The sequence below is a fragment of the Amycolatopsis sp. NPDC051716 genome, from assembly GCF_040681595.1.
In the GTDB taxonomy this organism is placed as follows: domain Bacteria; phylum Actinomycetota; class Actinomycetes; order Mycobacteriales; family Pseudonocardiaceae; genus Amycolatopsis.
The window spans coordinates 403,591-417,850 of record NZ_JBFAZA010000001.1; the positions used below are offsets into that span (position 1 = coordinate 403,591).

General features: G+C 70.4%; 12 protein-coding genes. 6 read left to right on the plus strand and 6 right to left on the minus strand.

All coding sequences use genetic code 11. The features are described 5' to 3' along the window. Positions 1-99 precede the first annotated feature (99 nt). Complete coding sequence (locus tag AB0M30_RS01950; protein WP_364578646.1) at positions 100-873, plus strand: deoxyribonuclease IV; 774 nt, start codon at positions 100-102, stop codon at positions 871-873. Here AB0M30_RS01950 and AB0M30_RS01955 read toward each other — a convergent pair. Both AB0M30_RS01955 and AB0M30_RS01960 read right to left on the minus strand, forming a co-directional pair. After that, the gene (locus AB0M30_RS01955) at positions 870-2,420 is read right to left on the minus strand and encodes a glycosyltransferase 87 family protein (RefSeq protein ID WP_364578648.1); all 1,551 of its coding nucleotides are present in this window, start codon (positions 2,418-2,420) and stop codon (positions 870-872) included. The two genes, AB0M30_RS01950 and AB0M30_RS01955, sit on opposite strands and share 4 nt — an antisense overlap. A gap of 48 nt (positions 2,421-2,468) precedes the next feature. Next, a complete protein-coding gene (locus AB0M30_RS01960) occupies positions 2,469-3,527 on the minus strand; it encodes an ROK family transcriptional regulator (protein ID WP_364578761.1) in 1,059 nt (352 codons plus the stop codon). Positions 3,528-3,583: 56 nt separating this feature from the next. Between AB0M30_RS01960 and AB0M30_RS01965 the strand changes: the two genes are divergently transcribed. Beyond that, a complete protein-coding gene (locus AB0M30_RS01965) occupies positions 3,584-4,630 on the plus strand; it encodes a Gfo/Idh/MocA family oxidoreductase (protein ID WP_364578651.1) in 1,047 nt (348 codons plus the stop codon). Between the two features lie 75 nt (positions 4,631-4,705). Here the strand turns inward: AB0M30_RS01965 and AB0M30_RS01970 are convergent, their stop codons facing one another. The 3 genes from AB0M30_RS01970 to AB0M30_RS01980 form a co-directional block, all read right to left on the minus strand. Next, a complete protein-coding gene (locus tag AB0M30_RS01970) occupies positions 4,706-7,030 on the minus strand; it encodes a transglycosylase domain-containing protein (RefSeq protein ID WP_364578653.1) in 2,325 nt (774 codons plus the stop codon). 124 nt (positions 7,031-7,154) lie between these two features. Then, positions 7,155-9,842, minus strand: coding sequence for a transglycosylase domain-containing protein (locus tag AB0M30_RS01975; RefSeq protein WP_364578656.1), 2,688 nt, complete (start codon positions 9,840-9,842; stop codon positions 7,155-7,157). Between the two features lie 67 nt (positions 9,843-9,909). Beyond that, positions 9,910-10,305 carry a DUF5318 domain-containing protein gene (locus AB0M30_RS01980; protein ID WP_103340315.1) on the minus strand — a complete coding sequence of 132 codons (396 nt, stop codon included), beginning with the start codon at positions 10,303-10,305 and terminating at the stop codon, positions 9,910-9,912. Between the two features lie 244 nt (positions 10,306-10,549). On the opposite strand from AB0M30_RS01980, the gene AB0M30_RS01985 reads away from it, so the two are divergent. From AB0M30_RS01985 to AB0M30_RS02000, 4 genes are all read left to right on the plus strand, one after another. After that, positions 10,550-11,095, plus strand: coding sequence for a PadR family transcriptional regulator (locus AB0M30_RS01985; protein WP_103340316.1), 546 nt, complete (start codon positions 10,550-10,552; stop codon positions 11,093-11,095). A 73-nt stretch (positions 11,096-11,168) separates the two neighbouring features. Continuing rightward, positions 11,169-12,257: an inositol-3-phosphate synthase gene (locus tag AB0M30_RS01990; protein ID WP_364578659.1), complete on the plus strand. Its 1,089-nt coding sequence runs from the start codon at positions 11,169-11,171 to the stop codon at positions 12,255-12,257. Positions 12,258-12,349: 92 nt separating this feature from the next. Continuing rightward, on the plus strand, positions 12,350-12,880 hold the full coding sequence (locus AB0M30_RS01995) for a SigE family RNA polymerase sigma factor (RefSeq protein WP_364578662.1): 531 nt from the start codon (positions 12,350-12,352) through the stop codon (positions 12,878-12,880). Continuing rightward, positions 12,877-13,572, plus strand: coding sequence for a hypothetical protein (locus AB0M30_RS02000; protein WP_364578664.1), 696 nt, complete (start codon positions 12,877-12,879; stop codon positions 13,570-13,572). Before AB0M30_RS01995 ends, AB0M30_RS02000 begins: the two co-directional genes overlap by 4 nt. Here AB0M30_RS02000 and AB0M30_RS02005 read toward each other — a convergent pair. Then, positions 13,565-14,203, minus strand: coding sequence for an HAD family phosphatase (locus tag AB0M30_RS02005; protein ID WP_364578667.1), 639 nt, complete (start codon positions 14,201-14,203; stop codon positions 13,565-13,567). The two genes, AB0M30_RS02000 and AB0M30_RS02005, sit on opposite strands and share 8 nt — an antisense overlap. Between the last annotated feature and the right edge of the window lie 57 nt (positions 14,204-14,260).

Below are 14,260 nucleotides of genomic sequence, written 5' to 3' on the forward strand. Positions count from 1 at the left end.
TCGGACCGATCTGGATCACGGAACGCGCTCACGGTACTCCACGAGCGTCACCAACCGGGCCCACCGGCCGGAAACGGGCCCGGGAGTAGCGTGCTCGGCATGCTGATTGGCGCCCATGTCCGTGACGACGACCCGTTGCCCGCGGTCGTCGAGCGCAAAGCCGAAGTCGTCCAATTCTTCCTCTCGGACCCGCAGGGCTGGAAGGCCCCGAAGCCGCACCCGCACGGCGAGGCCATCGCGGCCGACCCGGTCGAGGTGTTCATCCACGCGCCGTACCTCATCAACGTGGCTTCGCTGAACAACCGGATCCGGATCCCGTCCCGGAAGAACGTCACGCAGCACGCGGACGGTGCGGCCGCGATCGGCGCGAAGGGCCTGATCGTGCACGGCGGGCACGTCGGCGCGAACGACGACGCCGAGGCCGGCCTGGACAACTGGCGCAAGCTGTTCGAGCGCGAACAGGAGAAGGGCGGCTTCAAGGTCCCGATCCTGATCGAGAACACCGCCGGCGGCGAGAACGCGATGACCCGCGACCTCGACGTCATCGCCCGGCTGTGGGACAAGGTCGGCGAGTTCGGCGCCGGGTTCTGCCTGGACACCTGCCACGCGTACGCCGCGGGCTGGGACCTCGCGACCGCCGTCGGACGAGTCAAGGCCATCACCGGCCGGATCGACCTGGTGCACCTCAACAACTCCCGCGACGAGTTCGGCTCGACGCGCGACCGGCACGCCAGCATCGTGCAGGGCGACGGGACGATCGACCCCGAGGCGCTGGTCGCCGTCGCCCGCGAGGCGGGCGCCCCGGTCGTCGTCGAGACGCCGGCCGACGGGCAGGCCACCGACATCGCCTACCTGCGGGAACAGCTCGGTTAGACGGTGACGGCCTTCCGGCGGCGCCGGGTGGCGTTCGGGATGATCACGTCACGGGCGCCGTCGAGGAAGCCGCCGGCCGGGTCGTCGTCGCCGTCCATCCGCACCAGGTCGGTGGCCGGGCGGTAGATCTCCCGGACGACCAGCACGCAGAGCCCGATGACGGCGAGGTCGCGGACCACGACCGTGCCGAGGAACCAGCCCTCGGGCAGGCCCTTGTGGTCGACGCCGAGGTAGTAGAACATCCGCGGCACCCAGACGACGGCGTCGATCAGCATCCAGCCGAGCAGCAGCCGCCAGCGCGGGATCGCCAGCACCGCCAGCGGGACCAGCCACAGCGAGTACTGCGGGCTCCACACCTTGTTCGTCAGCAGGAACGCGGCCACCACGAGGAACGCGAGCTGGCCGACGCGCGGCCGGCGGGGCGCGGCCAGCGCGAGGTAGGCGATCCCGGCGCAGCAGGTCAGGAACAGCACGGCCACCGTGACGTTCAGGTACGTCGGCGTCTGGTTCTTCTGCAGCACGCCGTCGAACCCGGCCCAGCCGCTGGTGTACGAGAAGACGTTGTACAGGGAGTCCGGGTCCATCGGCCGCAGGGCGCTCATCCGGAAGAACTCCCACCAGCCGCGGGTCGCGGTGAGGATGAACGGCGCGTTCACCGCCAGCCACGTCACGACGGCGGCGCCCGCGGTCTTCCAGAACGGCGTCAGCTTGCCCGCGCGCAGGCACAGCGCGAACAGCACGCCCAGCAGGAAGAGCGGGTAGAGCTTCGCCGTCGCGCCCAGCCCGAGCAGGACGCCGGCGAGCAGCGGGCGTTTCCGCGCCCAGGCGAGCAGGCCGGTCGCGGTGAACGCGGTCGCGAGCGCGTCGAAGTTCGTGAACGCGTGCACCAGCACCAGCGGCGAGATCGCCACCAGGACCATGTCCCACGGGCGGCGTCTCACCGTGCGGCCGGTCGCCCACACGGTGACCAGCCACGCGAGCGCCAGGAAGAACGCGGTGATGTCGAAGTAGACCGCCACCGGCAGCGCGCCGGGCAGCCAGCCGGACTCGGCGACGTTCAGCCAGCCCGCCGCGAGCTTCGCGTTCGCCCACTGGAACAGGCCGGTGAGCACCGGGTACTCCATGTACCGGGTGTTGTTCTCGGCGGTCTGCGAGCTTTCCTGCCACGACGTGTAGTACGGGAAGGTGCCCGGCCGGTCGAGCCGCTCGGAGCCGTAGAGCGGCACGATGTCGGAGTAGCACATGGCCACGAACGGGCGGCCCGCGCGCCAGTCGAGCTGGGTGGCGCCGCTCGAGTCCTGGTATTGCTGGATGCAGGAGCCCTTGCCGAACCAGCACAGCATCAGCGCCAGGGTGGCCAGCAGCAGCCCGACGCGCTGGGGCGACCAGAACCAGTGCCTGCCGACCGCCGCGTGCTCACCGAGCGGGCCGCCGAGGGGTCTGGTGACCGCCGCCGCGAGCGGCTCGTTCCAGCTCGGGACGATCCGTTCCGCCCGGGTCAGCGTCACGGGGCCGGGTTCCGGCTCCCGCGTGGTCTCCTCTGGCACGAGGCGGATCGTATCGGTGATCGGCGTGCGCGGTGGTGAAGCCGGTGATCATGCCGGATTCGCGTAGAACGAGGCCAGCACTTCCGCGGCCGCGCCGCGGGTGACGATCTCCTCGCCGGAGGTGTCTTCGACGACCTCGATCCGCTGCCAGTGCGGCAGCGGCAGCAGTTCCTCGAGCCGGGCCGAGACGGCTTCCCGGTGGACGTCCGGCTCGTCCCGGACCGCCCGCCCGGCCAGCACGATCCGCTCGAGGTCGAGCACCTGCACCAGGTCGGCCAGGCCGATGCCGAGGAAGCCGGCGGCGGTCCGGGTGTCCGGCGCCCGCTTGGCCATGATCTCGACGCAGCCGCGCCGCCCGCAGGCGCAGCGCGGCCCGTCGTAGGCGATCGTGGTGTGCCCGAACTCACCCGCGTTGGTCCGCGGGCCGCGGTAGAGCCGCCCGTCGATCAGCAGGCCGACGCCGATGCCGGTGCCGACGAGCACCACCGCGGTCGCCGTCGGCTCGCCGTGCGGCCAGAGCCGGGCGAACGCGGCGGCGTTGGTGTTCTTGTCGAGCGTCACCGGCAGCCCGGTGCGCTGCTCCAGCAGCTCGCGCAGCGGCACGTCGTGCCAGCCGGGCATGTTCGTCGCGTCGCGGACCAGGCCGGCGCGGTGGTCCAGCGGGCCGACCGCGCCGAGGCCGAGGCCGAGCACGTCGAAGCCGTCGGCGAGTTCGAGGGCGGTGGTGCCGATGGCGTCGACGGCCTGCGCGGGCGTGAAGCCGCGTGGCAGCGGGCCGCCCGCCGTTTCCTCCACCTCGCCGACGAGGTTGGCGCGCAGCACGCGGTACTCGTCGCGGTCGAGGCGCGCGCCGAGAGCGTGCCTGGCGCCCGCCCGGATGCGCAGCGCCGTGCGGGGTTTGCCCACGCCGGCGGACGGCTGCCGCTCCTCGTCCAGCAGGCCGGTGTCGAGCAGTTCGGGGACGATCTTGGAGACGGCCTGCTGGGTGAGCCCGGTGCGTTCGGCGAGTTCCACCCGGCTGAGGCCACCGGCGCGCAGGATGTGCGTGAGCAGCAGCACACGGTTGTGCTCGCGCACGTCGCGCAGGTTCACCCCGGTGTCCGCCATGGAGAGGATCTTCGCACGTCTGGCCAATTAGGCAACGCTGTTGTTTAATGGCGGGCATGGCGGACGACTTGCGCGTGGGCATCCTCGGGTACGGCATCGGGGGCCGCGTTTTCCACGCACCCCTGGTGGCGGCCACGCCCGGGCTCACCCCGGCGGTGATCACGACGTCGGGCAACGCCGCGCAAGCCCGCATCGACCACCCGGGCGCGGAGATCGTGCCGGACGCCGACGCGTTGTTCGAGCGGGCCGGCGATCTCGACCTCGTCGTGGTCAGCACGCCGAACCGCACGCACGTTCCGCTCGCCCTGCGCGCGATCGAAGCCGGCCTGCCGGTGGTGGTCGACAAGCCGTTCGCGCCGACCGCGGCCGACGCCCAGCGGGTCGTCGATGCGGCGAAGGCGGCGGGTGTCGGCCTGACGGTCTTCCAGAACCGGCGGCTCGACTCCGACTTCCTCACCGTGCGGAAGGTCCTCGATTCGGGACGGCTCGGCGAGGTGTTCCGCTTCGAGTCCCGCTACGACCGCTGGGTGCCGAAGCCCAAGGACAACTGGCGCGAATTCGGCGACCCGGCCGAGGCCGGCGGCCTGCTCTACGACCTCGGCGCGCACATCGTCGACCAGGCGCTGCAGCTGTTCGGCCCGGTCACCCGCGTCTACGCGGAGGTCGACCGCCGCCGGGCCGGCGTCCAGGTCGACGACGACGTCTTCGTCGCGCTGCACCACGCGAACGGCGTCCGCTCGCACCTGTGGGCGACCGCGCTGGCGGGCACGCAGAACCCGCGGTTCCGGGTGCTCGGCGACCGCGCGACCTTCACCAAGTACGGCCTCGACGTGCAGGAACCGCAGATCAAGGCGGGCCTGCGCCCCGGCGACGCCGGCTGGGGCACCGAGCCCGCGGCGGACGCCGGGAAGCTCGGCGTCGGCCCGGACGTCGAGACCGTGCCGACCGAGACCGGCCGCTACGAGCAGTTCTACGCCCAGGTGCGCGACGCCCTGCGCGGCGAAGGCGAGTTCCCGGTCGACCCGGCGTCGTCGGTCGAGGCCCTGCGCGTGATCGAGGCGGCCCACCGCGCCGGCGTCGAAGGCACCGTGGTCGAGCTCTGACCCCCTGACCGGCCGTGACCTCGGTGACCCCCAGCTCCGAGGTCACGGCCACCTTTCCCGGGCCGCCCGGCGTGCTCACGGGCCGAAGTTTGCCTGGCCGGTGTCGTTCCCGTTGCCGCGGCCGGGCCCCCGGCCGTCGCGCCGCACGCGGTTCTGTTGCTGTTGCTGTTGTTGCTGCTGGTCCTGGTTGCCACCGCGGCCGATGCTGAGGCGCTGCTCCTGCTGGTCCTGGTTCTGCTGCTGCTGTTGCTGAAACTGCTGCTGCTGTTGTTGCTGCTGGAGCTGGAACTGCAGCTGGTCGTCCTGCGGTGCGGTGATCGCCTGGACCCGGTCGAAGCGCTCGGCCGGTTTCCCGGTCAGGTAGAGCTGCATGAACCGCTGCCACACGGGGCCGGCCACGACGGACGGGGTCAGCGGCTGGCCGGTCGGCCCGCGCAGCGCCTTGTCGCCGTCGCTGCCCACCCACACCGCGGCGGAGACCGAGGGCGTGTAACCCACCATCCACGTCTGCGAGTTCGTGTTCGCCGCGGACGCGGGTTCGTTGTCGCCGGGCGTGTGCTGCTGGGTGCCGGTCTTGCCCGCGCACTCGTGGCCGGGCGGGCAGGTCAGCCGCGAGAACGGGATCACCGGCGCCAGCGCGGCGGTCACGTTCCCGGCGATCTGCCGGCTCTTGCCGCGGTCGTTGTCCGCGAACGCGTCCGTCGCGCGCGCGTCGGCCTCGTAGGCGGTTTCGCCCTGGGAGTTCGTCACCTTCTGCACGAAGTGGCGGCCGTGCTGGACGCCGCCGGCGGCGAAGGTCGCGTACCCCGCGGCCATGTCCGCCGGCGTGACCGCGGTCTGGCCGCCGCCGATGGAGATGTTGTTGTCGCCGGTGAACAGCACGCTGCGGCCGCCGGTGTCCTTCGTGCGGATGCCCGCCTCCTGCGCGGCTTCGGCCACCCCGCCCGGCTTGGTCACGTTGAGCACCATGTCGTAGAAGACGGTGTTGGTGGACCTCTGCATCGCCTCGGCCACCGTGCACTGCTCGGAGCAGCTGCTGCTGGTGCCGGCGTTGCGCACCGGCAGCGGCACGTCGGGGAACGTCCGCGGCGAGCGGCCGTCGAAGACCGCGTTCAGCCCGCGGCCGCCCTTGAGGAACGCCGTGAGGTCGAACGGCTTCATCGACGACCCGGGGTTGTGCGCTTCGTCCGCCCAGTCGCGGCCGGCCTGGTCCTCGCCGTTCGGGCCCTTCACGATCGGCGCCCCGCCGTAGTAGGCGAGCACGCCGCCGGACTTCGGGTCGACGGCGACCAGCGCGTCGAGGATGCGGTCGTCGGTCTGCCCGGCCATGCCCTCGGCCACGGCCTTTTCGGCGGCTTCCTGCGCCTTCGCGTCGATCGTCGTGAACACCTGGAACCCGCCCGCGTAGTACTTCTCCTCCGGGATCCCCGCCGCGGCCAGCTCGGCCTTGACCTGCTTCTTGACGAACGGGTTGAGCTTGGTCCCCGGCCGTGATTCGACGAGCGGCACGGGTGTCGGGAACTTGGCGGCCTTCCGGTCGGCGGCGGTGAGGTACCCGTTGCGCTGCATGCGGTCCAGGGCGGTGCCCCACCGGTCGCGGGCGACCGTCGCGTTCTCCGAACGTCCCGGCTGCTGGATCAGCCCGGCGAGCAACGCGGCCTCGGAGTAGTCCAGCTGGGCGGCGTCCTTGCCGAAGTACGCCTGCGCCGCCGCCTGGATGCCGTACGCGCCGCGGCCGAAGTAGATGGTGTTGAGGTAGGCGGTGATGATGTCCGCCTTCTGGTACGTCTGGTTCATCTTGAACGACTTCGCGAGCTCGACCCATTTGCGGGTCAACGTCGGCGAGTCGTCGCCGGTGGCTTTCTTGATGTACTGCTGCGAAATCGTCGAGCCACCGCCGGACCCGCCGGTGGCCTGGTTGTAGGCGGCCCGCGCGATACCCGAGAGGTCGAAGCCGGAGTTGGTCTCGAAGGACGCGTCCTCGGTGGCGATCACGGCCTTCTTGACGACGTCCGGGATCTGGGCCGGCTCGAGGATCTGCCGGTTCCCGCCGGCGGGCACGTCCTTGCCCATCTCGGTGCCGTCGGCGTAGAGGTACGTGACCGCCTGGCCCTGCGACTGCGCGACCTTGTCCGGTGAAGGCACGTCGACGGCGAAGTACGTGATCACGAAGGCGACCGCGGGCACGAAGAAGAACAGGCCGGACAAGACGTACAGCACCCGGCGCACCGTCTTCCAGCGGCGGTTGCGCCGGTCCGGTGGGGGGTTCGGGGTGACGTCGGCGGCGAGATCGTCCGGTGCGTCCGGTTCGGCCGGCCGCGGGAGCGGCCGGCGTGGCTGGTAGCGACCACGCGGAACCGGCCTCCGGCCGGACCTCGAGCGATTTCGGTCGGTGTACACGGGCCGTCCTCCGGTACGCCGGTGGGCTGCGGGCGCAGGCCCCTCGACACTCCACACGGACCACGGACGGCGGTGGTTCACCAAAACGAAGGCCCCGCACTGAAACAGTGCGAGGCCTTCGGGGTCATCCGTCCGAACCCGGTGGTCTGCCGAGCCCGTCACCGCCGCCGGGCAGCGACGGGGTGGTCCCGCCCGGGCCCGGCCGGGACGTCCTCGTCCGGGAAGTCGAGGTTTCGGTTTCGGTGGGCGTCTCCGGGGGCGGCTGGGACGACGTCGTGCTCGGGGTCTCCTGCGGTGTCGGCGTGTCCGAGGGCTTCGGCGGCGTCGTGGTCACCTCGTTGACGTCCTTGCCCAGCGGCTCGACCTTGTCGAACTTCTCCGCCGGCTTGCCCTTGAGGTAGAGGTTCAGGAAGTTCTGCCAGGTCGGACCGGCGATCGTGGAACCGAAGATCGGCTTGTTCTTCGAGTCGTGCAGCGGCTGGTTGCCGTCGCCGCCGACCCACACCGCCGCGGACACCGACGGGGTGTAGCCCACCATCCAGGTCTGGGCGTTGAGGTTGTTGTACGAGGCGGGGTCACCCTCCTTGGGCGAGTACTGCTGCGTACCGGTCTTGCCGGCGCACTCGTGGCCGGGCGGGCACTTCAGGCTCGAATGCCCGATGACCGGCTTCAGCGCTTCGGTGACGTTGCCGGCGATCTGCTGGCTCTTCGCCGCGTCGTTGTCGAACGCCGGGTTGGACTTGATGTTGTTCTCGTCGAACTCCACCTCGTCCTGGGCGTTCGTCAGCTTCGAGACGAAGTGCTGCTCGTGGTAGACGCCGCCGCTGGCGAACGACGCGTACGCCGAAGCCATGTCCCGGGGGGCCACCTGGGTCCTACCACCGCCGAGCGAGATGTTGTTGTCTCCGTCGAACAGCGTGGCGGTGCCACCTTCGTCGGTCGTCCGGACACCGGCCTGCTTCGCCGCCGTCACGACCCCCTTCGGTTTCACCTTGTTGAACACCATGTCGTAGAACACGGTGTTCGCCGAAATCTCCATCGCCTTCGCGACCGTGCACTGCGTACCGCAGCTTTCGTTCTCGCCCGCGTTGCGGACCGGCTTGGCGACCCCGGGGAACTTGCGGTTGTCCGAGCCGTCGAAGATGTCGCCGAGGCCGCCGCCCATCTTGAGGAACCCGGTCAGGTCGAACGGCTTCATCGACGAGCCCGGGTTGCGGGCCTGGTTCGCCCGGTCCTGCCCGATCGCGTCCTGCCCGTCCTTGTCCTTCACGGTTTCCGGGCCGTAGTTGTAGGCGAGGATCCCGCCGGTCTTCGGGTCCACGGCCACGAGCGCGGCGAGCAGCTTCTCGTCCGTCTGGCCCTTCATGCCCTGCTGGACGGCCTGGTCCGCCGCGTCCTGCGCCGCCGGGTCGATCGTGGTGTAGATCTTGGCGCCGGTGGCGAACAGCTTGGTCTCGTCGTAGCCCTTCGCGCCCAGCTCTTCCTTGATCCGCTGCTGGAGCTGGTAGGTCATCTTGCCCGAATTCTCCTCCTTGTTGGAGTTCTTCGGGATCGGCGTCGGGAACTGCGCCGCCGTGCGTTCGTCCGCGCGCAGCCACTTGTTGGCCACCATCTGGTCCATCACGTACTTCCACCGGCCCTGGGCGTAGTCCTGGTTCTCCGATTTGCTCGGTCCCTGGATCAGACCGGCCAGCAGCGCGGCTTCCGAAGCGCTGAGGTCCTTGGCGTCCTTGTTGAAGTAGGCCTTCGCGGCGGCCTCGATGCCGCTCGCCCCGCGGCCGAAGTAGACGATGTTCAGGTACCCGGTGATGATCTCTTCTTTGGACTGCTGGTTGTTCATCTTGAACGACTTGGCCAGCTCGGTCCACTTGCGGGTCAGCGTCGGGGCGTCGTTCTCGGTGGCCTTCTTGATGTACTGCTGGGAGATGGTCGACCCACCGCCCTGCCCGCCGGTGGCCTGCTTGAACACCGCGCGGAGGATGCCGGTGACGTCGAAGCCGGAGTTGGTCTCGAACGTCGCGTCCTCGGCCGAGTACACGGCGTGCTTGACGACGTCGGGGATCTCGCCCGGCTTGAGCAGCTGGCGGTTGCCGCTCTTGGGCACTTCCTTGCCCATCACCGTCTTGCCGTCGGCGTAGTAGTAGGTGATCGGCTGGCTCTGCAGGGCCGCGACGCTCTCCGCCGTCGGCACGTCGACCATGAAGTAGGTGATCACGAACGCGATCGCGGGAACGACGAAGAAGACGCCGACGCAGGCGTAGGCGACCCGCCGGATGATCTTCCAGCGGCGCTTCTTCCGCTGTGCCGGCGTGAGGACCTTGCGGCCCTTCTCGTCGAGCTCCTGCTGGGGCTCGACGTCGTCGGCGAACTCGTCGAACCGGTCGTCGTCGTACGGCTCGTAGCCGTCTTCGGTCCCGTTGTGCGCGTGGTGGGTGATGAGATCCGGCTCACGCTCGGGTTCCGGCTCCGGACGACGGCCGCCGGGCGGGGGCTGCCGGAAGCCCTGCGGCGGCGAGCCGGGCGGCTGACCGGGACGGCGACCACCGGACGGGGGCGGCTGGCGCCGGCTGCCGGCCGCACCGCTCTGGCCGCCGGGCGCCTGCGGGCGTCGTGGCTGCTCACCGGGCCACTGCCGGCCACCTTCGTCGCCGGCGGGCCAGGCCGGACCGCCCTGCCCGGCGCCACCGCGTGGCGGGTTGGCGCGCCGGGGGGACTCACCGGGCCACGCCGGTCCCGCATCTTCACCCGGCCACTGGCCGCGGCGGGGTGCGTCTGGCTCCTGGTTCGGCCAGGAGCGGTTGTCGTCGGTCACGGATGGGCCTCCCGGATCAGTACCCGCAGGGGCACTGACCTGCGTGTTGCGATGGTCGTACGGTGGCTCACCGGCGTGCGGTCCTTCGTGGATCCGCCGGTTCCCCTGTGCCCAGGACGTATGACCGGACCAAGTGGTTCCAGTGGCACGCCCGGCACACTTCGACGTCGTACACGGTGAACTCGGCGAACGAGCCCGCCATCCTGGCCAGCTCTTCGGGGTTCCGGGCCGAGCCCGCGACGTGCTTGAGTTCGTCGCCGTAGACCCAGGACACCAGGGTCAGCGGCTCCTGGCGGCAGATCGGGCAGGGGAGATCACCGTCCCGGCCGTGGAACTTCGCCGCCCGCAGCAGGTACGGGCTCGCGTCGCAGGCTTCATGGCTGCCGACGCGCCCGGAGCGGACTTCGGCCAGCAGCGCACGGCGCTGCAGCGCGTAGTCCACGACCTGCCGCTGGTTAATCACGAGAACAGAGTACGGGCTCTTCCTGTGGCGTCCACGCCCCCTAGCGGCGCCAAGCCCGGGACCGGCCCGGACACGCCGGACGTTCGATAACTCTCCGGTGAATTTCGTCCCCGATGGGTGGTGGGGGAGGTTAGCTTCGCCACTTCGATGTATCGGCGCGATATAGTGGCTGAGTAGGTTGGATCGAGGCGCTCGTTCGGAGCAACGCGGGTGGTCTCGGTTTGTTCCCGGAAGGGGGTGCGGTGTGCTGGAGTTCGCGATCCTCGGTCTTCTGCACGAAGCGCCCATGCACGGGTACGTGCTGCGCAAGCGGCTGAACGAGACGCTCGGCACGTTCCGGACGTTCTCGTACGGCTCGCTGTACCCGACCCTGCGGAAGCTGCTGCGGGCCGGGTACCTGGTCGAAGAGCTGGACGAGGCCGACGACCGGGCGTGGTCGCGGCGCGGACGGCGCGTCTACAAGCTCACCGCGGAGGGCAAGGAGCGCTTCGGTGAGCTGCTCGGCGACGCCGGGCCGCAGACCTGGGACGACGAAGGTTTCGGCGTCCACCTGGCCTTCTTCTCGCGGACCCCGGCCGACGTGCGGATGCGGATCCTCGAGGGCCGCCGCCGCCGCGTCGAAGAACGCCGTGAGGGCATGCGGGCGGCGCTGGCCAGGGCCGAGGAGAAGATCGATCGCTACACCCGCGAGCTGCACCGGCTGGGGCTGGAGACCAGCGAGCGGGAGGTGCGCTGGCTCAACGAGCTGATCGCGCACGAACAAGCCGAACGGCAGGGTCCGGATACCTGAGCCGCCCGGCCCGGGCCGCAGCGTGGCGGCACCAGACCTACTGAAACGATTACGGATTGAAGGAGAAACCCCCATGGGCGAGAACCGCCGCGTACGGGTGGCCATCGTGGGCGTCGGCAACTGTGCGGCGTCGCTGGTCCAGGGTGTCCAGTACTACCGCGACGCGGACCCGGCCACCCGCGTCCCCGGTCTGATGCACGTCGACTTCGGCGGCTACCACGTCCGCGACATCGAGTTCGTCGCCGCGTTCGACGTGGACGCCAAGAAGGTCAGCCGCGACCTGTCCGAGGCGATCTTCGCCTCCGAGAACAACACCATCAAGATCGCCGACGTGCCGCCGCTCGGCGTCACCGTCCAGCGCGGCCACACCCACGACGGCCTCGGCCGCTTCTACCGCGAGACGATCGAGGAGTCCGACGAGACCCCGGTCGACATCGTCGCCGCGCTGCGCGAGGCGCAGGCCGACGTGCTCGTGTCGTACCTGCCGGTGGGCTCCGAGGTGGCGGACAAGTTCTACGCCCAGGCCGCGATCGACGCCGGGGTGGCGTTCGTCAACGCGCTGCCGGTGTTCATCGCCTCCGACCCGGAGTGGGCCAAGAAGTTCGAAGACGCCGGTGTCCCGATCGTCGGTGACGACATCAAGTCCCAGGTCGGCGCCACCATCACGCACCGCGTGCTGGCGAAGCTGTTCGAGGACCGCGGCGTCCAGCTCGACCGGACGATGCAGCTCAACGTGGGCGGGAACATGGACTTCCTGAACATGAAGGAGCTCGAGCGGCTCGAGTCGAAGAAGATCTCGAAGACCCAGTCCGTCACGTCGCAGGTCGACCGCGACCTCGGCAAGGGCAACGTCCACATCGGGCCGTCGGACTACGTGCAGTGGCTCGACGACCGCAAGTGGGCCTACGTCCGGCTCGAGGGCCGCGCGTTCGGCGACGTGCCGCTGAACCTGGAGTACAAGCTCGAGGTGTGGGACTCGCCGAACTCGGCGGGCATCATCATCGACGCCGTCCGCGCCGCGAAGATCGCGCTCGACCGCGGCATCGGCGGCCCGATCCTGTCGGCGTCCTCCTACTTCATGAAGTCGCCGCCGGAGCAGTACGACGACTCGACCGCCCGCGACGCCGTGGAGAAGTTCATCCGCGGCGAGGTGGAGCGGTAACCCTCGGTACCCGCAGAAGGCCGTCACCGCTGGTGGCGGCCTTCTTCGCGTGGTGCACTAAACCGGTGGGGCCGGGTGGGCGTTGGCGGGGTGTGAGTGCGAGTGTGGGCGAAAGCGCGCCGGGGGACCTGGGCGCGCCGACCTTTCACGACCTCTTCCGCGAGTACTTCGGCCAGATGACCCGGCTGGCCCACCTGCTCGGCGCGGACGACGCGGAGAACGTGGCGCAGGAGGCTTTCGTCAAGCTCCACCAGCGCTGGGACTCCCTGACCGACCACTCCCGGGTGGCCGGCTACCTCCGCACGATCGTGGTGAACATGTCGCGCTCGCGGACCCGGCACCTGCGCGTCGTCCGGCGGACCCCGCAGGATCGGCCGCCGGACGAGCTGTCGGCCGAGGTCAGGGCGGTGGCGAACTGGGAGCACCAGCGGCTGCGCGCGGTGCTGGTGCGGTTGTCCCGGCGACAGCGCGAGGTGCTGGTGCTCCGCTATTGGCTGGACCTCAGCACGGCGGCGATCGCGGAGACCCTGGGCATCTCCCAGGGCACGGTCAAGGCGACGACGCACCACGCGATGGAGAATCTGCGCAAGCACCTGGGGGACGACCTGGGAGGTGAGCGATGACCGACCTCGAACGCAAGCTGGCCGAAGCACTGCGCGGACAGGCCGGGGAGGTCGCGCCCAACCTCGACGCGGCCTGGGCCGAGCAGCAGCGCCGGCAGCGGCGGCCGTCGCGCCGCCGCCGGGCGGCGGTGTGGGGTGCGCCGCTGGCCGCGGTGCTGGCGGTGCTGACGAGCGTGGTGCTGGCCACGAACCTGAACACCGCGCAGAGCCCGGGACCGGAGCCGGCGGCCCGCCAGGGGCAGGAGCTGGTGCTCGCGCGGCCCCTGCTCTCGCTGCGCTTGAACTCCGCGGGTGAGCTGAAGGCGCTCACCGACTTCGTGGGGCAGACGAACACCTGGACTTCGTACGCCTCCCAGGCCCTCGACGACACGGGCCGGCCCGTGTTCTGCATCGAGGCGCTGCCCAAGGGCGCGACGCACGGCGGGCCGGAATCGTACTTCGGCGTCGAGTCGCCGTCGTGCGTTCCCGTGTCGGGATCTCCCGTGAACGCCGGGTACATCGGCAAGAACGGGGGGCCGCTGCCCGCGGGCAAGGCGGTCTTCCTCGTCGACCGGGCGGTGCACGTGCTGCGCCTCTACGACGCCGCGGGTGACCTGAGCCAAGGCAAGCTGATCACCTCGATGGACTCGGGCCAGGTGTTCCTCGCCGACGTCAACCCGGACTCGCCGCCGGTGCGCTTCGAGGTCAGCTGAGGCCGAGTGCTCCGGGCAGGTCGGTGATCTTCTCCACCACCGCCGTGGCCTGCTTCAGCACCTCGGGGTCGGGCGGAAAGTGCGGATTGGGCACCGCGTACACCGCCATCTTCGCCGCCAGCGCGGACCGCAGCCCGTTCGTGGTGTCCTCCACGGCCGCGCAGTCCGCCGGCGCGACACCCAGCAGCTCGGCCGCCCGCAGGTAGACGTCCGGCGCCGGTTTTCCGGCCCCGACCTGCTCGGACGACACCGCCGCCCCCACCGGCAGGCCCGTCACGTCGAGGAACCCCTTGATCAGGAGCACCGGCGACGAGCTCGCGATCGCCACCGGCCACCGCGCCGACACCTGCCGCACGACGTCCACCGCACCCGGGATCAACGGTGGCTCCGCCGCGTACCGGGCGGCCATCCGCTTGACCACGACCGTCGCGATCTCCGGCGGCGTGAGCTGCGCGCCCAGCTCCTCCACCAGGTAGCGGGCCCACTCCGGGGTGCTCATCCCCTGCTGCGCGCGGGTCGCCTCCTCGCGCCAGGTGCCGCCGTGCTCGGCGACGACCGCGCGCCGCACTTCGTCCCAGATCCGCTCGGAGTCCACCAGTACGCCGTCGAGGTCGAAGATCACCGCGTCCATGGTCCGAGCCTAGCCTGTGAGCCGACTTACTTAGCTACCCTTACTAAATTTTGTTAG

Bases quoted from the DNA above. Each gene is read 5' to 3' on its own strand.
- AB0M30_RS01950 (WP_364578646.1), top strand. From the start codon at position 100: ATGCTGATTGGCGCCCATGTCCGTGACGACGACCCGTTGCCCGCGGTC.
- AB0M30_RS01960 (WP_364578761.1), bottom strand. From the start codon at position 3,527: ATGGCGGACACCGGGGTGAACCTGCGCGACGTGCGCGAGCACAACCGT.
- AB0M30_RS01965 (WP_364578651.1), top strand. From the start codon at position 3,584: ATGGCGGACGACTTGCGCGTGGGCATCCTCGGGTACGGCATCGGGGGC.
- AB0M30_RS01990 (WP_364578659.1), top strand. From the start codon at position 11,169: ATGGGCGAGAACCGCCGCGTACGGGTGGCCATCGTGGGCGTCGGCAAC.
- AB0M30_RS02000 (WP_364578664.1), top strand. From the start codon at position 12,877: ATGACCGACCTCGAACGCAAGCTGGCCGAAGCACTGCGCGGACAGGCC.
- AB0M30_RS02005 (WP_364578667.1), bottom strand. From the start codon at position 14,203: ATGGACGCGGTGATCTTCGACCTCGACGGCGTACTGGTGGACTCCGAG.